The 20,016-nt window shown below is 57.4% G+C and carries 19 protein-coding genes and 2 pseudogenes; 3 read left to right on the top strand and 18 right to left on the bottom strand.

Annotated features, from left to right (window positions below; genetic code table 11):
* Window positions 1–113 precede the first annotated feature (113 nt).
* A pseudogene (locus DKB71_RS13900) lies at window positions 114–339 on the bottom strand (diguanylate cyclase); the annotation flags it as partial.
* 249 nt (window positions 340–588) lie between these two features.
* On the opposite strand from DKB71_RS13900, the gene DKB71_RS13895 reads away from it, so the two are divergent.
* A complete protein-coding gene (locus DKB71_RS13895) occupies window positions 589–996 on the top strand; it encodes a hypothetical protein (protein ID WP_408600754.1) in 408 nt (135 codons plus the stop codon).
* A gap of 290 nt (window positions 997–1,286) precedes the next feature.
* On the opposite strand, the pseudogene DKB71_RS13890 reads toward DKB71_RS13895, so the two are convergent.
* The 3 genes and pseudogenes from DKB71_RS13890 to DKB71_RS13880 form a co-directional block, all read right to left on the bottom strand.
* A pseudogene (locus tag DKB71_RS13890) lies at window positions 1,287–2,290 on the bottom strand (inositol monophosphatase family protein).
* A gap of 202 nt (window positions 2,291–2,492) precedes the next feature.
* Window positions 2,493–3,878 carry a DEAD/DEAH box helicase gene (locus tag DKB71_RS13885; protein WP_408600753.1) on the bottom strand — a complete coding sequence of 462 codons (1,386 nt, stop codon included), beginning with the start codon at window positions 3,876–3,878 and terminating at the stop codon, window positions 2,493–2,495.
* On the bottom strand, window positions 3,875–4,456 hold the full coding sequence (locus DKB71_RS13880; protein WP_408600752.1) for a hypothetical protein: 582 nt from the start codon (window positions 4,454–4,456) through the stop codon (window positions 3,875–3,877). Before DKB71_RS13880 ends, DKB71_RS13885 begins: the two co-directional genes overlap by 4 nt.
* Window positions 4,457–4,568: 112 nt before the next feature.
* Here DKB71_RS13880 and DKB71_RS13875 point away from each other — a divergent pair, with 112 nt between their 5' ends.
* Both DKB71_RS13875 and DKB71_RS13870 read left to right on the top strand, forming a co-directional pair.
* Window positions 4,569–4,811: a helix-turn-helix domain-containing protein gene (locus tag DKB71_RS13875; RefSeq protein WP_408601097.1), complete on the top strand. Its 243-nt coding sequence runs from the start codon at window positions 4,569–4,571 to the stop codon at window positions 4,809–4,811.
* A 212-nt stretch (window positions 4,812–5,023) separates the two neighbouring features.
* Window positions 5,024–5,473: an antitoxin Xre/MbcA/ParS toxin-binding domain-containing protein gene (locus tag DKB71_RS13870; RefSeq protein ID WP_408600751.1), complete on the top strand. Its 450-nt coding sequence runs from the start codon at window positions 5,024–5,026 to the stop codon at window positions 5,471–5,473.
* Window positions 5,474–5,902: 429 nt separating this feature from the next.
* Here the strand turns inward: DKB71_RS13870 and DKB71_RS13865 are convergent, their stop codons facing one another.
* The 14 genes from DKB71_RS13865 to DKB71_RS13800 all read right to left on the bottom strand — a co-directional run bounded on the left by DKB71_RS13865 (window position 5,903) and on the right by DKB71_RS13800 (window position 20,006).
* Window positions 5,903–7,096, bottom strand: a complete 1,194-nt coding sequence (locus DKB71_RS13865) for an MFS transporter (RefSeq protein ID WP_408600750.1) — start codon at window positions 7,094–7,096, stop codon at window positions 5,903–5,905.
* Window positions 7,096–7,836, bottom strand: coding sequence for an alpha/beta fold hydrolase (locus tag DKB71_RS13860; RefSeq protein ID WP_408600749.1), 741 nt, complete (start codon window positions 7,834–7,836; stop codon window positions 7,096–7,098). Before DKB71_RS13860 ends, DKB71_RS13865 begins: the two co-directional genes overlap by 1 nt.
* A 42-nt stretch (window positions 7,837–7,878) precedes the next feature.
* Window positions 7,879–8,736: a cache domain-containing protein gene (locus tag DKB71_RS13855; RefSeq protein WP_408600748.1), complete on the bottom strand. Its 858-nt coding sequence runs from the start codon at window positions 8,734–8,736 to the stop codon at window positions 7,879–7,881.
* Window positions 8,733–9,614 (bottom strand): pantoate--beta-alanine ligase, encoded by an 882-nt coding sequence (panC, locus tag DKB71_RS13850; RefSeq protein WP_408600747.1) that lies wholly within the window; start codon window positions 9,612–9,614, stop codon window positions 8,733–8,735. The genes DKB71_RS13855 and panC overlap by 4 nt, the downstream gene beginning before the upstream one ends.
* Window positions 9,615–9,618: 4 nt before the next feature.
* Window positions 9,619–10,170 carry a glutathione peroxidase gene (locus tag DKB71_RS13845; RefSeq protein ID WP_408600746.1) on the bottom strand — a complete coding sequence of 184 codons (552 nt, stop codon included), beginning with the start codon at window positions 10,168–10,170 and terminating at the stop codon, window positions 9,619–9,621.
* Window positions 10,171–10,194: 24 nt separating this feature from the next.
* Window positions 10,195–11,319, bottom strand: a complete 1,125-nt coding sequence (locus tag DKB71_RS13840; protein ID WP_408600745.1) for an acyl-CoA dehydrogenase family protein — start codon at window positions 11,317–11,319, stop codon at window positions 10,195–10,197.
* 42 nt (window positions 11,320–11,361) lie between these two features.
* Window positions 11,362–12,162 (bottom strand): crotonase/enoyl-CoA hydratase family protein, encoded by an 801-nt coding sequence (locus tag DKB71_RS13835; RefSeq protein ID WP_408600744.1) that lies wholly within the window; start codon window positions 12,160–12,162, stop codon window positions 11,362–11,364.
* Window positions 12,159–13,232: an acyl-CoA dehydrogenase family protein gene (locus tag DKB71_RS13830; RefSeq protein WP_408600743.1), complete on the bottom strand. Its 1,074-nt coding sequence runs from the start codon at window positions 13,230–13,232 to the stop codon at window positions 12,159–12,161. Before DKB71_RS13830 ends, DKB71_RS13835 begins: the two co-directional genes overlap by 4 nt.
* Complete coding sequence (locus tag DKB71_RS13825; protein ID WP_408600742.1) at window positions 13,232–14,380, bottom strand: acyl-CoA dehydrogenase family protein; 1,149 nt, start codon at window positions 14,378–14,380, stop codon at window positions 13,232–13,234. The genes DKB71_RS13830 and DKB71_RS13825 overlap by 1 nt, the downstream gene beginning before the upstream one ends.
* Window positions 14,381–14,491: 111 nt before the next feature.
* On the bottom strand, window positions 14,492–15,799 hold the full coding sequence (locus tag DKB71_RS13820; RefSeq protein WP_406590976.1) for an amidohydrolase family protein: 1,308 nt from the start codon (window positions 15,797–15,799) through the stop codon (window positions 14,492–14,494).
* 201 nt (window positions 15,800–16,000) lie between these two features.
* Window positions 16,001–17,287, bottom strand: a complete 1,287-nt coding sequence (locus tag DKB71_RS13815) for a cytochrome P450 (protein WP_408600740.1) — start codon at window positions 17,285–17,287, stop codon at window positions 16,001–16,003.
* A 139-nt stretch (window positions 17,288–17,426) separates the two neighbouring features.
* Window positions 17,427–17,930 (bottom strand): carboxymuconolactone decarboxylase family protein, encoded by a 504-nt coding sequence (locus DKB71_RS13810; protein ID WP_406590974.1) that lies wholly within the window; start codon window positions 17,928–17,930, stop codon window positions 17,427–17,429.
* A 1-nt stretch (window position 17,931) separates the two neighbouring features.
* Entirely contained in the window at window positions 17,932–19,107 is a 1,176-nt protein-coding gene (locus DKB71_RS13805; RefSeq protein WP_408600739.1) for a thiolase family protein, read from the bottom strand.
* Entirely contained in the window at window positions 19,104–20,006 is a 903-nt protein-coding gene (locus DKB71_RS13800) for a 3-hydroxyacyl-CoA dehydrogenase (RefSeq protein WP_408600738.1), read from the bottom strand. The genes DKB71_RS13805 and DKB71_RS13800 overlap by 4 nt, the downstream gene beginning before the upstream one ends.
* Window positions 20,007–20,016 lie beyond the last annotated feature (10 nt).

Below are 20,016 nucleotides of genomic sequence, written 5' to 3'. Positions count from 1 at the left end.
CACTGGTAATACATGCTGCGGGACTGAGCTGAATGCCTCTTTCAGCTCACAGTGGATCGAGTTATCCAACTCACCGTCTGTCGAACAAACCTCAGGTGCAGGTGCACCTACAGCGCACACGACAGCCAAGTGTTCCGGCAAGTCATCGGCGATATGCTGTGAGAATCGCTTTAGTATTGGCTTCGCCAAAACGAACAACCAGGCTTGATCGTCAATCTCGCCCATACGACGAAGGACTCGTCCCAGGACCTGACGGCAATGTAGCTCAGTGCGAATTCGACTGAGAAAGCAGCATACCTGGAGCCGAGGGATATCAGTTCCCTCGCTGATACCGGACACGTCGGAATACCCGACAGGCAGCGCCCTTGCCGTAACAGGGACGCGATTCTGGAGAATTAGTGAACAGAAGCAAAGACTTAGGTGAGGAACGGCGGTTGGAGGCTCCACAGGCCAACCGGTCCGTAGAAGCCTATCATTGACGTTCATTTACTATCCGGCTAGAGCTGGTATCGACCATCCATTGTAAGATGATGCATCGCGTTTTTTACTCAATGGATCCTACTATGGTCGCGCATCGGGATACCCGCCTTGCGTGAGCAGCAAATGCTAGAACAGGCGAAAAAATCCATCCTCGACAGTGGTGACTTTCTCCCTCCGGACCAAATTGCTCAGAAACTCGGGCTACCCCCTATGACGCTAATTACGACCTTAAAGGAGTGGAGAGCCAGAGGACACATTTTTTCAATTGAGCACGCAGGCTGTTCATTGTTTCCAATGTATGCCTTCCAGGACGGCATTGAGCACGGACCGGTACCTGGCCTGAAAGCGATACTCGACCTGTTAAGAACGAAAAAAGATGGTTGGGGAATTGCATTTTGGTTCGCTTCCAGCAATGGGTACATTGGAGGCTGTCGACCGCAGGACATTCTTTTGTTCGAGCCCGGCAAGCTACTGCTTCCAGCAACGGATGAGGTGTCAGGCATTAGACACGGATAGATCAGAGGGGCATGATCCCATTCCCGATAGCCGTCAGCCCCCCGGGGGGGGGGCACAGCACTCCCTTCCCTTGTTTCCGCTACAAGCAAGCCGCTTTGCCATGCTTGGTGATCACAAAATTGTGGCCTTGACTGACCAGCGCAAGGAGTCGGCGCAAGCGACGACGAGCCTTACTCTTGCTGAAGGTTTGATACATTGCCAGCGCACCTCTTGAATGTTCGAAGCCATTAAATGCGGTGTTTATTGGCTACTTGGAATGGTTCACATGGCAGTCTAATTTTCCAGGAACATTAAACATCGGTGAAAATGCGACCCCAATCACGGGCAGCCAATGTCCGGCATACAGCTTCCAATCCGCCAAAGCAGCGGAGTGATACTGCTTGCATGCTGTCCTGCGTTACGTACTGTATTGTATCGCCATTTTCATTGAGTAGAACGCCGCCCGCTCCCCTAAGTAGGGCATGCCCCGCAACGACGTCATGTGCAGACACTGGGCAGACAGATACACCGCACACGCCATCACCAGCGGCTACTTTTGCAAGCCTGTAGGCAATCGAGGGCATGGCGACAAAACTGCTTGGAGCGCAGAGTTCATGATTTATTTCTGCCTTATTTACGGCAGCTGAACTGAGCATCACGCGGCTACCGCTCGACCAAATCTCGTCCGGAAGCTTGGAAGCTACGGATTTCCCATTGCGTAGCAAATTGGACAATCCTTCAGCCCAAGCGATGCAATCTGCAATCCCTTCTATCGTTACGGTGCATAGACGACACCTAACACTGGGGTGTGCCTGTGTAGAAGTCCGACTGATATAGCTGAACCTTTCAGCCCTCTCAGAAAATCGTTTGTGCCATCGTTGGGATCAACAACCCAGCACCATGAATCTCCTGTCAGGGTATGGCCAGTCTCCTCCCCCCAGAAGTCGGAGAAAAATAGGTTAAGCAACTGTTTGCGTAGAAGCTGTTCAATTTCGACATAGACTACTGCCTTGTCCCCCTGCCCCCTTGGCCCGTCTGCTCGCTGCCATTCTGTTTCGAGAAGCTGGCCCGCCTTGCAAACTATGTTGATGACGGAGGAAAGCAGCGCTGGCAGGTCTGGACTTTTTGAGTGGGGGTTGGATGGCGCCCCGGCTAGCCTGCCCAGCGGCTCGTGGGCTGAACCCAAATGCAGCGCGGCATCAAAAAAACGATTTGACGCTTTTTCGGACCTAGCGAACATTGACCGCTGAGCCTCAGTTTCAAATTGACATTTCATGGCCCATTTCGATGTTTTCGCTTTGCGCTTACCTTTCATTACCGCCCCCACGCTCTCGATGAGCAAAATGGTTTGCTGTCGCGCCGATCACAACAAGCTACCTCCCTCCTCCATCAGTGCTAAAGAAGGGCGGCAGTTGGCTGGGTTCAGCGGAGAGATGGATCACAGGGCTCCAACACAGGCGGACCTTTGGTCCCGCTGAACCAGCACTGATATGGCCTTGTGATGGACAAAATGCACATCAGAAAACGGCCAGCAGTTGCTGGCGATAATTCTTCGAAAAGCTTATTTGATAATTCGATGCAGAGGGCAAATCGACCTGCGATAGAAATTTCTGCGCTATAACGGTAGGTGTTGTGCCTCCCTGGTCCTCTGGGCGAGCGTTCACGGAAGAATCCAACTCACCTTCGATTGAACAAGCCTGAGGTGCAGGCGTACCTACTGAGCACACAACAGCCAAATCTTCCGGCAGATCATCGGCGATACGCTGAGAGAATCGCTTCAGTGTGGGCTCCGCCAAGACGAAGAACCATGCTTGATCGTCAATCTCGCCCATACGACGAAGGACTCTTCCCAGGACCTGACGGTAATGCAGCTCAGTACGAATTCGACTGAGATAGCAGCATACCTGGAGCCGAGGGATATCCGTTCCCTCGCTGATCATCCCCACCGCAACAATCCAACGGCAGTCGCTATTTTTGAACCTGTTGATTACCTGTTGCGCGTCCGGGGTTTTGGTGGTCACGACCTGGAAGCTTTCACCCTTGTCCTTCATCGCCATAGCGACTTGGTGTGCATGTTCGATATTGGTGGCAACAACCAAGCCCGCGGCATTCGGTTTAAGCGTTCGCACTTCATCGAGTTTCTTGCTCCCCAGGTCAAGCAACTGGCTGAGCGGTTCCTCATGACAAATCAGGTCTTCATATGAGACCGGAGACTCACGCAGTAGCTTAGCGATGCTGGGGAAAATCTTGACGGTACTATCATTCGCAGAATCTTCTTTGAGCCTCAGCATCTGGTTATCTAGCAGGACAATACGAGGTGACCGACAAACCCCATCAAAAATGGCTTCTTTGAGGCCGTAGCGATAGTCGCAAATCAATCGGCCTTCCGGGTTGGAGTAACGAGCCAGAGCAATGCCTCTGTCATCAGAGCGCCAGGGTGTACCCGATAGAGCCAAGGTAAAAGCAGCACGATCCTGCATTTTCAATAAAATCTGTTGGCCCCAAGCGTTGCTCAAAAGCGGATCGTGTCCGGAGCAGTGATGGATCTCATCGAATACTGCAAACACGCGGTAGTCATCGAAAAGTCTCCAGAAGGCTTCATCCTGATGCTCCATGGCTTGATAGGTACTTGCGGCTCCAATGGCACCGATAAGTCCATCCAGGCGCCTCCCCAATACAGCAGAGAACGTCGAGCGAAAACCGTCGACGACTTGGCATGAGGGAGCAAAACAGAGTACGAGATCAATCTTACCCTGCTCCAACAGATGTCGAGCCAGCTCTGCGGCCATTCGTGTCTTCCCGGCCCCTGGAGTGGCTTGACAGAAGAAGTGCGGCGTCGAGGTGTAGTGTTCCAACGCAATTTCAATGCATTGGCTCTGCCATTTTCTCGGGGATGATTTCATAGTGCGGACATGACTGTCTTGAGCGTCTTTTCGACCGCTCGGAGATGCCCTAGAAGGCGAGAGCTTCGGTCTCGTGCCTCCAGATACTCGCCTTCGACTTGGTCTTTCAGATGCGGCATTTCGTCGAGCAACTGCTTATAGCGCTCCGCCTCTCCCATCGAAGAAAGGAAATCGAGCCGAATCTCTTTGAGAATGGATTCAAGGTGCTCAATCACATCTGGGCCTGGCTTCTCTGGATCAATGCTTTGTAAGGGTTGATGAGACGGTTTATTCAGCGGCTTAACACTGCTTTCGTACCCATTATCGATGAGCTCCACCTGCAAGTTCGCCGGAATACTCTGCCAGTGATAGATCTGACCCCGCTTTTGTCGCTTTTCATCCTGAATGACCCATCCGGTACGCAGCAAGCGCCGGATTTGCTCATAGACATACCTGCGCAGATCGCTGCTATTGAAAGCATTGCCCGTCAGGTAAGTAGCGTAAGCGTCACGTAGATCCTGAGTCGTAAACTGGCGTAGATGCCCCTGCTGAAATAGGTCGTAGAGCCGCCTATCGAGGATGAATGAATCGGGTTTCATGCAGGCACCTGGGAGGGAAATTCGCGGAACGGGCAAAAATGCGGATTATAATCCGTGGCTGATTCATCCGCAAACGCACGATAGTGCCGCCTCAGTGGGAACCGAGGCGGTTATGCAGCAGCTTGCAAAGGCGTTGGGTCAAAAAATACGGATACAAAGGAAGGCCAAAGGGTTTTCTCAAGATGCTTTAGCGCTGTCTTGTGGCCTCGACCGTAGCTATATGGGGCGTATTGAGCGCGGTGAAGTCAGCATCACCGTAGAAAAGCTATATCGCATAGCCAGCGTATTGGAATGCGAGCCTCAATTTCTCTTGCCTGAAGCGCTGTCTCTCCACGAATTGGCTTCTGATCGGTAGGAAAGCGACTGAACCAATAAGCATGCGTCGACATGAATTTAGCTATCCCTATCGGATAGTTTCCGACCGAACGCCCTAGTGATTGGGCTCTTCCCTGCCCCCTCCGGTTCGAAATGCCCCCCATTAGGCAACGGCTGTAAAAATTTTCGGCTTTCATGCAATACGGATGTGCCAGATACTAAGTGGCAAAGATCCAACCATTAAGGTGCGCCATGCTTGCCGAAGTGCTGAACGAGGATTTTTATCGTGCCTTCCGGAACCGATTGTCAGAATTTCTCAATGTCCCCATCGACGCCTCAGACGCAGACATCCATGAGATGATTAATACAGGCTTTTCAGCCGTTCGGATCAACATTTTTTGCGAGCTGGGCAAAATCCCCCCGCAACAACGCGACCAGATCATCCCTTACAAGACACTCAACTCCAGATTGACGCTCGGTCAGAGACTTACGGTGGATGAGAGCGACCAATTATTTCGACATGCCTACATCGCCGCTATGGCAGAAGTACTTTTTGGCAGCAGAGAGAAAGCCAATTCGTGGCTCTCGAAGCCTAAGGATCATTTTTCCGGGAAAAGCCCAATAGCAATGCTCTCAACCAAACAAGGCACTCACCAGGTTGAGCAGTTACTAATACAGGTTGCTGAAGGGTACGCATTTTGATTGTTGGGCACGTCGGTGCAACGCAGAATTGAGAGATTTTCCTCCTGCTAAACCGACCGGTAATAAACGGCGGCATCGCCGCACCGAAGACCGCCACGATCCGCGCCACCGCAGTATCAGTGCTCATGTCCATGGGCTCAGCGTTGAGGTGGACGGGGTCGATGCGGATCACTGCGCCAATCCGCTCCCCCCTCGGGAGACGCCTCGCCGCCCAGTCAACGCCCATCGCGAAAGCTGGACGACCCCAGATGATCTCATGCCGATTTTCGGAATCGGTAACGGAAAAGTCACCGTAACTACCCTCCAGCGGCAAGCCATTATTTAGTGGGTCTTGCAACTGGGCGCTTTGGTAGACGTTTTTTACAGCTGTCGGGTACCGCCGCTGTGCCATGGGCCGGATATCCGTACCAACAGCACCTCTTATCGCTCCTACCTTTTATTCCTACACAAATAGAGCACCGCAACAAACCCACCCATCGACATCAACGCGGCACAGAAAAATATCGCCGCATAGCCTAGGCCAGAAGCAACCAGGCCCATCACCGGGCCGGCCAGCCCCACTGCGATATCAAAGAATAAAGAAAGTGCACTGAGCGCCGAATTACGGTTGGCCGCCGGAGTGCTGGCCAGTGTTTCCATCCCTAACCCCGGATAGACCCATGACACCCCTATCCCGGTCAGCGCACCGCCAGCAATTGCCAGTGCAGGAGAGGGTGCAATCCATATCAACAGCATGCCCAATGTCTGTACAAGCAGGCAGCCGCCCACCACCGTGTAGCCCCTGTATCGCTGCAGTATTCCCGGCGACGACAAGCGGGCAACGATAAAACCAGCCCCAAACCCACTCAAACAATAAGCGGCGTAGTCCCAGCCCTGGCTGTCGAAATACAGTGCAACGAATGCCGTCAGCCCGCCAAACCCCACCGAACTGCACACCAGGACCAGGCCATTGGGCATGACCGCGAAGAGAACTCGATAGAATGCCAATCGGGCGCCTGTGATCAAAGGCGCCGGGCGCTTGCCCAGCGCCAAAATCAGGAATATCAGGCCTAGCAACACCGTGCACAGCCCGACACTGGCGATACCCAACGAATTACGAAGCAGCACGCCCAGCGGCGCACCAACTGCCGTTCCACCGTAAGCCGCTATTCCGTTCCACGACATGACCTGTGCTGCCCGAGGCGCACCACATAATCCGATGGCCCAGGTGCAACACGGCGTGGAGATCATGGCCGTGGACGCCCCCAACACCAGCCTGCCCAGCAGTATGAGCGTCAGGGCCAACCACGGTTGGGTGGGTAAGATGATCGCAAGCGCGGTCAGGGTACCGCTCAACATCAAGCCACTGAGCCCACACACCACCGCGTATTTGGCACCCAGGCGGTCAGCCACGCCACCGGCCAACGGACGAGCCAGGAGCGTTGCCAGGTACTGCGAGCTAATCACCATGCCGGCAAAAACCGAGGTCAGGCCCAGGTCATTGAGGACATAGCCCGGCAACACTGCAAGCGGCAAGCCACTGCAGGCGTAGGAGATAAAGTTGAAGCAGATAATGGATAGGATCAACCAGTGGCTGCCGATAGCCTTGCCATTACTACGGCATAAAACGCCGATGTCGCCCATCACCCATGCCGCTCCAGGCCCCGTACGACATCCGCAAGCAACTGCGGGTGTGATACGAACGGCTCATGCGCGGTATCGATCTCGATAACCACATCTGCGTCGGCACGTTGCGCAAACCGCCGCTGCCAGTCGACGGGCAGGATGTTGTCGCGCAGGGTGATGATGTAACTCGCCGCAATGATCCCCGGATATCCCACGCGGCTGATGGCGTCTGTCGCCACACAGAGTGGCGTCGTGTCCTGGCTCGCTTCACTTAACAACCAACCCAGGGTTTGCTCACTCAAATCCTGGCCGAACATCGCCACGGCCAGCGCCTGAGGGGTGGTTTGCGCAGGATCCAGCGGCCAGCCGACATGGTCCGGACTTTCGCCATGCAGCCTGGTGCCAAGAAGCTGCAGAATTGATTGGCCTTCACTGGGCAATGCGCAAGCCAGGTACACCAACCGCGAATACAGTTGTGGAGCGGCCAGCACCATTATCGGCAGCAGGGCTCCCGCGATCGAATGCCCAAGCAGAACGGCCTGGTTCACGCCGAGTGCACGCAGGTCCTCATTAAGCTCCTCGACTACATCATCGAGCCGCAGGGACACAATATCCCGCCCGCGCTTGGTGCCGCACCCTGGCATATCCAGGGTAATCACTCGCTCGAAGCATCCAGGCTGCTGGTTTAATACTTCAATAAAGGGCCCCCAACACCAGGAGCCGTGGTTGCCGCCATGCAGCAATACCAAATCAGTCATGCGCACGCTCCTGAGAGTGGGTACCGGTCGTACCTGTCTTGATCACTTGACTGCATAGCAACCCACGGCGACGACGAACCCGTTTACCCGCTGCAGAAAAGTTCTTTTGTATTCGTTTTGCCCGGTAATCGGGTTACGCCACAGATAAGCGATCTCACCTGTTTCATGACCACTCATCTGTTTGAGGATGTCCTCACCAATCGGCTTGCCATCGACTGAACGCAATGACTTGAAGTCGGTACCGATCAACCGGGGCGAAAAACCGTGCGCGACAAACCGCTTGGTCTTGAGATCCACCACAAAGGCATACAGATCATCCTCGGTGAACTGTTTATCGTGCTGGTTAATGAGCCCGAAGGTGGTTTTCGCGTCGTTGGCAACTTGTCGCGAAATTTGCCCAAGTAGTTGTTGGGCCTGTTCGGGTGAGGACCGTGGCATGTAGTAACCCACTACGATCAACCGATCCTTGACGCGCTGATAGAACACGCGTTTACGCTCGACCTTGGCGTGTTGCCAGTTCCACCAGCGATATTCGGCGCTACGCACAATGCCGTCGTCTGGCTGTGCAATGGCATGCTGGAATGCCACCTTGAGGTCATCGTCCAGGACGCTGAACACCGGCTTGCCGACCAGCGAAGCGGAAGGTCCACCGCTGGCGAGCATCACACCGGAGGTATCGACCACGTAGATGTACAGTTCACCATCGATAAAGGCCCCCTGCCGGCTGAACTCGGCCAGGGCGGAGTCGCCCTTGGCCTTGTACTCGGCAACAGCTTTTACCAACAAGGCATTGGCGCGTTGGGTGTCAGCACTGTAAGCGTCCACCGGTGCTTGCTGAGCAAAGCCGACCAGGGAGAAAAAGCACAGGCACAGCGCAGCGCACGCTCGATAAAGACTCATGGTTGTTCCTCAGGTGAAGTTTCCAATGCCCGAAGGTCCACCGTCAGATTGTCAATGAGCCGTGTTTTGCCAATACGCGCCGCCACCAGAATCACAAAGTGAGTCTCGGTGCTTTTCAGTGGTGTCAGATCCTGGGCATTCCTGACTTCAAAGTATTCCAGCTGGAAACCGGCGTCGCTGATACGTTGATGACATTCAATCAACTGGCGCTCAGCCACCCGCCTCTCGAGCTGGATACTCGCCGCCATTTGCTTCAAACAAGCGTAGAGGACGGGGGCTACCGAGCGCTCATGCTCGGTCAGATAGCCGTTGCGCGAGGATAATGCCAAGCCGTCCGCGGCCCGGATCGTCGGTGCACCGACAACGTCAGTCACCATGTTGAGATCCCTGACCATCGAGCGCACGACTGCCAGCTGCTGATAGTCCTTTTCCCCGAAAACCGCCACGTCTGGCTGGGCAATGTTCAGCAGCTTGGCGACGACCGTGGCCATGCCGTCAAAGTGACCAGGGCGTGCCGCACCACAAAGGCCTTCAGAAACGTTCGGCACACTGACGATGGCCTGATTGAGCATGCCATCCGGATAGATCTGCTCGACAGCAGGGGCAAACAGCACATCACAGCCGGCATTGACCAGTTTTTCGCGATCAGCGTCGGGCGTGCGGGGATAGTTGGCCAGGTCCTCATTGGCCCCGAACTGCAGTGGATTGACGAAGATGCTCGCAACGACGAAGTCCGCTCGCTGCTTTGCACAGTGAATCAAGGCGATATGACCGGCATGCAAATTGCCCATGGTCGGCACCAGCGCGACTTTCTTGTTTTCACCCCGGGCGCGGGCCACGAGCGCACGCAGCGCGCCAACCGTATCGACTGTCTGCACCGCGTTACGCCTCTTTGGCCAGTTGCGCCTCGATTGCCGCAAGCAACCGCGGATCATCCGCTGCAACGTCCGGAGCGAATCGAGCGACGACCGCACCCCGGCGATCGATCAGAAACTTCTCGAAGTTCCAGAGCACGTCCGTCGTGTTGCTGGACTCGATGCCATAACCCTTCAGACGCTCGCGCATTGGGCCCTCGCCTGTGGATTCGGGTTGAGCGGCAGTCAGTTCGGCGTAGAGAGGATGCTGCCCGCTGCCAACAACCGAGATTTTCGAGAACAGGGGAAAGTGAACGTCATAGTTCACTGAGCAGAACTCAGCGATTTCCGCGTCGCTATACGGCTCCTGTTCCCTGAAATCGTTGGCAGGGAAACCCAGCACTTCCAGCCCTTGGGAACGCTTGCTTTGGTAGAGCTTTTCCAGACCTTCGTATTGCGGGGTCAGGCCACATTTGGAAGCCACGTTGACCACCAACAGGACTTTGCCCCGATAGTCGCCAAGGCGGCTGGCGCTGCCATCGATCTGCTTGAGCGAAATATCGTACAGGGAGTTACTCATTTATCTGTCTCATGCAGGTTGGCTTCAAAGGGTACGGCCGATGATTTCTTTCATGATCTCCGAGGTGCCGCCATAGATACGGGCCACTCGCGCGTCGACCCAGGCGCGGCTGATCTTGTATTCGCTCATGAAGCCGTAGCCGCCATGCAGTTGCAGGAACTCGTCGAGCAGCTTGCCCTGCATTTCCGACCCCAGCAGTTTGGCCATCGCAGCGATTTCGGGCGTCAACTCGCCGCGCATCACCTTAGCCAGGCAGTCGTCGACGAACACCCGCAACATGGTGGCCTGGGCCTTGGCTTCCGCCAGCTTGAAGCGGGTGTTCTGGAAGTCGAGAACCGGTTTGCCAAAGACTTTGCGCTCACGGGTGTAGCCGATGGTTTCTTCCAGCAGCGTGTCGATCGACTGGGCGGCGCGGATAGCAATGATCAAGCGTTCCCAGGCCAGTTGGTGAGTCAGGTACTTGAAGCCCATCCCCTCCTCGCCCAATCGATTGCCAACCGGCACCCGTACCTCATCGAAAAACAGCTCGGCGGTGTCCTGCCCTTTCAGGCCGATCTTTTCCAGCAGACGACCCTTGGCAAAACCCGCACGGCTTTCTTCGACGCAGATCAAGGTCAGCTCTTTGGCCGCAGGATCAATCTTGGTGGCGGTCACCACCAGGCCAGCATTGCCGCCGTTGGTGATGAAGGTCTTCTGGCCGTTGACGATGTAGTCATCACCGTCACGGCGCGCTGAAGTGCGCATGGATCGCAGGTCGCTGCCAATACCCGGCTCACTCATGGCGATCACGCCAATCAATTCACCGCTGACCATGCGCGGCAGCCATTGCTGCTTCTGCTCTTCGCTGCCATAGGCAACGATGTAAGGGGTGACGATTTCCGAGTGAGTGGTAAAACCAACCGCGGTGGCGTTGGCTCGCGCCAGTTCTTCGATCATCACCGCCGAATGCCCGAAGTCGCCTCCCGGGCCGCCGTATTCTTCGGGCACAGTGGAACACAGCAAGCCGTTCTCGCCGGCCTTGAGCCATACGTCCTTGGGCACGATACCGTTCTTTTCCCACTCATGCAGGTAGGGCACGATTTCGCGGTCGACGAAACGGCGGGCCTGATCACGGAACATGTTGTGGTCTTCTCGAAATACGCCACGCATCTTGCTTACTCCAGATCGATTCTTGTTGTTGGCAATGAGTAATCAGCGGTCCTGGTATTGCGGCTCGCGTTTGTCGACAAAAGCGGCCACCGCTTCCTGATGGTCTTCGGTGTGATGGGCCAGTGCCTGGTACGCAGCAGACAACTCCAGTAGCGAGTCGAGACGCATATGTTGGCCTTCGCGCAGCAGGCGCTTGCACAGCCGTAACGCATGGCCCGGATTGCTGGCGATCCGCCGCGCCAATGCCTGCGCTTCCGACTGCAGGGTTTCATGGGTACAGACTTGTTCCACAAGGCCCCATTCCAGCGCTTTTGCTGCATCGATAGCGTCCCCGGTAAACGCCATCAGACTGGCTTTCGGGATGCCGATGATGCGCGGCAATAGCCAGGCGCCGCCGTCCCCCGGAACAATGCCCAGGCGCACGAAACTCTCGGCGAAGATCGCCTTGGGCGCCGCCAGCCGGATGTCGCACATGCACGCCAGATCCAGGCCCGCACCAATCGCCGGGCCGTTGACCGCGGCGATCACCGGGATATCCAGCTCGTAGATCGCCAGGGGAATACGTTGAATGCCATCACGGTAGGTATTGCGCAGCTCATAAGGCGAGCCAGCGAAGATGCCGCCACGCTCATGCATATCCTTGACATTGCCACCGGCACAGAAGGCGCTCCCATTACCGGTGAGCACCATGACCCGCACCGTCGGGTCGCGGCGTAGCTGGGCACAGAGGTCGACAAACTCCTGGATCTGCTCGGGCGTCGTCAGGGCGTTGCGGGTTTCGGGATGGTTCATGCGTACAGTGACGATACCGCCATCGCGCTCTATCTGAAGAAACGGGCTCATCGCGGATCACTCACAAGTCGGGTTAATGATTGTTGGCCATGATCTGTCAGCAACGGCCAGTACCCCTCGCTGCCACCCTGGCAAACCCGGACGCCCAGGCGTTGGCTCCAAAGGCTGGCCGAGCCGAATTCGCTGCGCCATGCCCACAACCGCCGGGTGAGCAAATGCAGGGGGTATTCCTCGGTGAAGCCGATGGCGCCGTGCACTGAATGGGCAATGCCGGCGCCGACGCTGGCCGCTTCTGCGCTGCTGATCTTTGCCGCGGCAATGGTCAGCGCAGCGAGTCCTGAACGGGATTCCACGAAGGCCGCCTCGGCGGCAATACCGACAGCGGCGGCTTGTTCCGCAAATACCGCCAGTTGCTGTTGGATAGCCTGGAACGAGCCGATGGCCTTGCCGAACTGTTTGCGTTCCCCGGCATAGTTGGCGGTCATGTCCAGTAGCGCATGCAGTGCCCCGGCGGTCTGAGCCGCGCGCAGCATCGCGCCGCCGAGCTCCAGGACATTCGCCTCGAGCCCGTCGGGCAGCGGCGCTTGCGCCAGTACCAGGGCGCCGGTGAAACCCAGGTCGTCGCGCGGTTCGCCAGCCACATTGAGACTGAACGCGAGTTCGTTGGCAGCGCTACGCGACAGCAACACCACATGCGGAATACCGGTTGAACTGTTGGCGATCGCGACGACCTCTTCGACGTTGCGTCCCCAAGGTACCGCATGGGCGGTGCCATGGACGCGCTCGCCCTCGAGCACCAGATTGGCATGGGCAGCCATGCTCAGCGCGCCGGCCCGCCCTTCCAGGCCCGCCTTGCTCAGCAGCCAGTTGGCCAGCAAGGCCTCACCCAATGGTGCAGGGACGGAAAAACGCCCGGCGGCACGCACCAGCACGTACATATCAGCCCAACTGGCGTCAGCGCCTCCCAGCGCTTCGCTGACACCCGCCAACGTGAAGCCCGACTCATCCAGCGCGGCCCATAAATCCGCCGGCCATTCCCCACCTTCACAACCCATCACGTAAGCGGGCGTCGCCAAATCGGCAAACAGGCGTTCAATCGTCGTTTCAAATATCTCGCGCATTATCGCAACCCCAGGCCGCGGGCAATGATGCCGCGCAGAATTTCACGAGTGCCCCCACGCAGTGAGAACGAGGGCGCCATCTGAGTCAGGTAGGCGAGCACGCGGGCGTGCTCGCTGCCGCCGTCTTGCCGTGGCTCGGTTTCCAGCAGCAGCTGGGCAACTTCGGGGATTTCCTGTTCAAAGGCATTGCCGAGGTCTTTCACGCAGGAAGCCGCCCAGGCTGGGTGCTCACCCGCTGCCAGCTGTGCCGTGACCGACAACGACATGTTGCGCAGCGTCAGCAGCTTTGCCGAAAGACGCCCGATTTCTCGTGCCTGTAACGCGTTGGGGGTCTTGCCCAGCGCATCAATCAGGGTTTTCAGCAGCGCCATGCAGCTGAGGAATCGTTCAGGGCCGCTACGCTCGAAGGCCAGTTCGGCGGTCACCTGATCCCAACCTTTGCCTTCAGTGCCGATCAAGGCATCAGTTGGCAAGCGCACATTGTCGAAGAACACTTCGTTGAAATGCTCGCCACCGGCCAGGTCTCGAATAGGCCGGATGGTGATGCCGGGCAGGCTCAGGTCGACAATGAATTGCGACATGCCCTCGTGACGGGCCGCCTGTTTTTCACCGGTACGTACCAAGGCAATCATGTACTGCGAATGGTGGGCATTGGTGGTCCAGACCTTCTGGCCATTGAGCAGCCAGCTATCGCCCTCACGGACGGCAGTGCTCTTGATCGAAGCCAGGTCCGAGCCGGAGTTGGGCTCGCTCATGCCAATGCAGAAGTAGCTTTCACCCCGGCAAATGGCCGGCAGGTAATGCTGCTTTTGTTGCTCGGTACCGAAACGATTGATCAGCGGACCGCTTTGGCGGTCGGCAATCCAGTGGGCCGATACCGGTGCACCGGCAGCCAGCAACTCTTCGATAATCACATATCGGGCAAAGGGCCCCGCCTCGGCACCGCCATAGGCCTTGGGCAAGGCCATGCCGACCCAGCCCCGGGCGCCAAGCTTCTTGCTGAATTCGGCGTTGAAACCCATCCAGGACTGGGCACTCAAGGTCGGCGGGTAATCGGCCAGCGTGTCGTGGATGAACGCCCGCACTTGTGCGCGAAGCGCTTCAGCCTCGGGGGGAATGTTGCTGTAGGTAAATTGACTGATGGCCATATGCGCTCTCTAACGCTGAACACAGGCGCAATCGCCTCGAACGAAGCGACCACAGGACGGCAACCGCCCCCGCAGTCGCCGATGGCCGGCGACTGCAGGAACAGCGGCAACTTACAACGCGGTTTGCGCGTCAGCCTGGGCGAACATCGCATTGATGTCGCCGGAGGTAACCGGCTTGTTGTCGTGGCGACCATGATCGGCACCACCCAGGCCCAGGGCCGGCTCGATGCTGACGTGGGTAGCCTGGGCCCGCAGCGCGCCGACTGTGCAGTTTTCCCGACCGTGAATGGAGAACGGATCGAAGGAGAATTCACGCATCGCGTTCAAGTGAGTGACCTTGTCGATCATCTCTTTTGGCAGGTGCTGCAACCCTTCCCACGCTGTTTCCGGCGAGTTGGGCCAGGTGCAGTCGGAATGCGGGTAGTCGCTTTCCCAGGTGACCATGTCGGCGTTCAAGTAGTCGAGGTTCTTCAGGCCGAAGTTGTCTTCGATAAAGCAGGTGATGAAGTGCTTGTTGAAGATGTCGCTCGGCATCTTCCCGCCGAAGTTGGAGTTGGTCCACGCGTTGTGGTGGCGGTGGGTGAAGTCCGCGCGCTCCAGCAGGTAAGGAATCCAGCCAATACCGCCTTCGGAAAGCGCCATGCGCAGGTCCGGGAACTTCTTCCACATCGGTGCCCAGATCCAGTCCGCCGCGGAGTTGGCGATGGAAATCGGCATGGAGGTAATCCAGGCGTCGATTGGCGACATATCCGATGCGTGTTGGGCTTTTACACCGGTACCGATATGGCAGCAGATCACCACTTTATTGTCGCTGCAGGCCTTCCACAGTGGATCCCAGTAATCGCTGTGGATCGACGGGTAACCGTGAATGGCCGGGTTATCCGATAGCGACAGCGCGTGCACGCCCTGTTTGGCCAGACGTTCGACTTCGGCAGCGGCGGCTTTCATGTCCCACCACGGCACAATCATCAGCGGAATGAAGCGACCAGGCGCTGCGTTGCACCAGTCGTGCAAATGCCAGTCGTTGTAGGCCTGGATGGCTGCCATCGACACATCGCGGTCAGCGTGAACCTGGAAGCGTTGACCGGCAAAACCCGGGAAGGTTGGAAAGCACAATGAACCGAGCACGCCGTTGGCGTTCATGTCGTCGACACGGTCCTTGATGTTCCAGGTGCCACGGCGCATTTGCTCGTAGCCCAACGGCTCCATGCCGTATTCCTCTTTCGGTCGACCGACCACGGAGTTGAGGCCCATGTAGCCAGTGGCCTGCTCCTCGAAGACCCACACGTCACGATCGCCTTTCTTGACCACATGAGGTTCACGCCCCTTGAAGCGTGCAGGCATGTGGCGAGCAAAAGCATTCGGCGGCTCGATCGCGTGGTCATCGACACTGACGAGAATCAGATCTTCAACTTTCATTGTTTTCCCCTTCGCATTCGGGCTTGTTGTTGTGCCTGAATCATAGTGCACATCCAGATCTAATTAAACACTTTTTTTGATTGTGTTCATATTAATTCCGATGCGCGGGTTCAGATCTTGAATCTGGAGCGCACTTGCCCGCGAAGGCCGGAAGGCAGTCGCGGGCAAGCAGAGGCTTTACAGGAGGGATACAGAGGTTGCTCAGTCCCACAACACATGCAGGTAATGCGGACCGCGCAGTTGTGCGCCAACGATCTGCGGCCCGGGCTTGTCCGGGTCGAGGCGAATATTGGGCATCAGGTCGAGGATCGCATTGAGTGCGCAGTTGATTTCGGTCTTGGCAACGAACTGACCGATACACATGTGCGGACCAAAGCCGAAGCCGAAGGAAGGTTTGGGTTTTCGATCGATGTCGAATTTGTCGGCATTTTCGAACGCGTCTTCATCGCGGTTGGCTGAGGTGACGATGCACTGCACCATCGCGCCTTTGGGAATAGGCACGCCACGAATTTCCAGATCCTTGGCTGCCTGACGCACCTTGAAAGTGGCCACCGGCTCAAAACGCACCGCTTCATCGATGGCCTTGTTCACGAGGCTGCGATCATTGCGCACCCGCTCCAGCACTTCCGGATTCTGCAGCAGCAATGACATCAAGGTGCCGAAGGTACGGGTCGTGGTTTCGCTGGCGGCGGGTAGCAGCGAACGCACGAACGTGGCGATCTCATGATCGTCAAGGGAGCGTCCCTGATACTCGACAGCGATCAGCCGGCTGATCAAGTCATCCCCCGATGCACCCGACGCACCCGCTGCCCGACGCTCGGCAACGACGTCTTTAACCACATCGTACAGTGCTTGTGCGGCGTGCATCGCGGCGCCACGGGCGGCGGCGGCCTTCTCCGGGTCGACTTGCGGGCCGGCCAGGATCGCCAATGCCCAGGCCGCGTATTGCTCGATTTGCTCGGGGCGATCCTCGGGAAAGCCGATCAAGGAGTAAATCACCCGGATCGGGAAATACAGGGCGAAGTCCATCAGGTCGGCGCCCTTTTTAGCCACCATCGGCTTGATGTATTCCTCGCGGATCACGCGGTCGATCCTGGTTTCTTTCCAGCGATTGACTGTCTCCGGCATGAACACCGGCTGCAGCAGGCTGCGCATGCTCTTGTGCGCATCACCGTCCATCGCGGTAAGGATCAAACCATCGAAAAACGCCCCCAGCCCTTCGGCGATAAAACCACTGGTAAAAGTACCGGCGTCACGCATGACAGCCATGACATCGTCGTACTTGAACAGCGTAAAGGTCGGTCGATTGGCATCCAGCCCCGCAATGGTCGGCACTCCCAGGCGCGCCATGAAATTGTCCTGGAGCACGGGCGAATTGGCGCGCATCTCGCGGTAGGTCGCGTGCAGGTCGATATCGCTGGTGCCGCGATAATTACTGGCTACGTCGGTAAAAACCTTGGCCAGGTCGCTCTGTGCCGGTGTGGACATGATCGTCTCCGCTATTTTTGTCATTATTTTTTGATCCAGGCCGCAGAAAGGCGGTGCCTTGCGCCTGATAATAGGCCTTGCCAGAGCAGTATTGGACACTTATCAACAATTCGATCATTTTTTTCGATAAACGACTTGTTCAGTAGGCCTGTTGCACCAATGTCATGCGGCCACCCGCCAACATCAGCGCGCAGTACATTCCAAGCTCTACCACTTGGGCGATGGAGAAAAACGCGCCCAGTTGAGTAAATTGCTCGTCATCGATGCTCAGGTAATCGCTGGCAAACAACTCGGCGTAGCGCAGCGCTGCACGTTCGGCTGGCGTGAAGTACTCGCTGTCCGTCGCCATGCAGGCAATGTCCTGCTCTGTAACAGTGTCGGATTTGCGCGCCAGCTGGCAGGCCTTGCAGGTGGTGATGCTGGCAATCTTCAGCCGCACCAGTTCGCGCAAGCGCTCATCCAGCAGACTGTCGCTGTGCAGGCTTTCCATCAAACCCAGCCAGGCCAGCGCCACCTTGGGTCGATGGGCCCAGACCTGCACCGGGGTCGTCGAGCTGAGCATGCGGCTGCCCTGACCTCGCTCGACCGCGTCTTGCAACGCGGTCGGCATGGCATCCAGGGGAATCAACGGCAAGCGCGCCATATCAATCAAGCCGTTCGATTATGGTTGCCGTGCCCATGCCACCGGCACAACAGATGGCCTGCAGCCCATAACGCCCGCCACGGCGCTCGAGTTCATTCAACATCGTGGTCATCAAGCGAGCACCGCTGGCCCCCAATGGGTGTCCGAGGGCAATGGCGCCACCGTTGACGTTCAATTTGTCGTGTGGCACACCGGTTTCCTGCATCCAGGCCAGCGGAACAGAGGCAAACGCTTCGTTGACTTCAAACAGGTCGATATCATTGATATCCAGCCCAGCCTTGCCCAAGACCTTGCGGGTGGCTTCAATCGGCCCCGTCAGCATCAAGGTCGGATCAGAGCCGACCGTGGTGAAGGCCACGACACGCGCGCGCGCCCTGAGCCCGAGTTTTTTCGCCGTGTCGCCACTCATCAGCAACAACGCCGCAGCACCGTCGGAGATTTGCGACGAATTGCCCGCAGTGATCCGCCCGGTGTCCGGGCGAAAACTGGTTTTAAGCGTCGACAGTTTTTCCCGAGAGGTGTCACGGCGAATGGTTTCGTCGTGACGCAGCACTGCAACCGTCTCCGTCAACGCTTGCTCACGCAGCTCTTCGACCACGACCGGTACGGTTTCATTATCAAAACAACCGGCATCTGACGCCGCCGCTGCACGCTGGTGACTGGCGTAGGCGAAATCATCCAGGGCATCGCGACTGAGCGCCCACTTGTCGGCGATGCGCTCGGCCGCCTCACCCTGACTGGTCAACTCATAACGCTGCGCCGCCATCCAGCCAAATGCCGCGCCGTGGATCTCCCGGTTACTGCCCATGGGTACGCGACTCATGTTTTCCGCGCCACCGGCCACCACAATATCGGCGGCACCCGCTGCAATGGCGCCAGCGGCCAAATGCACGGCCACTTCACCCGAACCGCATTTACGATCGATGGTCAGCCCCGCAACGCTGACCGGCCAGCCAGCGCCGAGTATCGCCGTGCGGGCAATATTGGCGGACTGTTCGCCGATTTGCGTGACATTGCCGAAGATCACGTCATCGACCAGCGCCGGCGACAGATCGACCCGCTCCAGCAAACGGTTTAGCACCAACGACCCAAGGTGGTCGGCGCGCACGCCGGCAAGGCTGCCGCGGAACTTGCCAATTGGCGTGCGTACCGCATCAACAATGACGATGTCTTTCATAGCGCACTCGCCTTGAGCCCTGAGCCCGGCACTTGTTTACCCTCTTCATAGCGGTAAACCCCCTGCCCTGACTTGCGCCCCAGTCGTCCGGCGGCGACCATCTTGATGATCAGCGGGCAAGGTCGAAATTTCTCGCCCAGGGTCTGGTGCAGATATCGCAGTACCGACAACCGTGTGTCCCAGCCGGTCAAGTCGCCCAGTTCCAATGGACCCATCGGGTGGTTGAAGCCCAGGCGCAGCGCGGTGTCTATGTCCTCAGCGGTTGCGGTGCCTTCCTGCAGCATCCACATCGCCTCGTTGCCCAGCAGCGCAGACATGCGACTGGTGGTCAGCCCCGGCGACTCGTTGACCACGATCGAGGTTTTGTTGATCTGCTCGCACAGGGTGCGAGTGCGCGCCACTACTTCATGGCTGGTGGCCAAGCCACGCACCAGTTCCACCAGTTTCATTTTGTGCACGGGGTTGAAGAAGTGCATGCCGATCACGCGATCGGCACAGTCCACCGACGCCGCAATCTCGGTCACGCTGAGGGCCGACGTATTGGTGGCAATAATGGCGTCCGGCGCCAACAACGGCGCTGCCTGGCCAATCACCGCCTTCTTCACCGCCAACTGCTCGGATACTGTCTCCACCAGCCAGTTGGCGCCCGTCGCGGCTTCGCTCAAGTCGCCGCAGGTCAACAGATTGGCCAACGATTGTCGGGCCTGTTCTTCGCTGACCTTGCCCAGGCGCACGCCATCGGCAAGGATCTTTTCGATGCTTGCCCGGGCGTTCGTCAACGACGCGGCATTGGTGTCGACCAACAGCGTATTGAAACCCGCGCTTGCGAACGCATGTGCAATGCCGGTGCCCATCAGACCCGCACCGACCACGACTACTTTTTCTTTATTGGCGTTCATGTTTGGCTCT

This window comes from Pseudomonas sp. PLMAX, from assembly GCF_046042685.1.
In the GTDB taxonomy this organism is placed as follows: Bacteria; Pseudomonadota; Gammaproteobacteria; order Pseudomonadales; family Pseudomonadaceae; genus Aquipseudomonas; species Aquipseudomonas putida_AE.
This window is presented reverse-complemented; position numbering and strand designations above follow the sequence as displayed.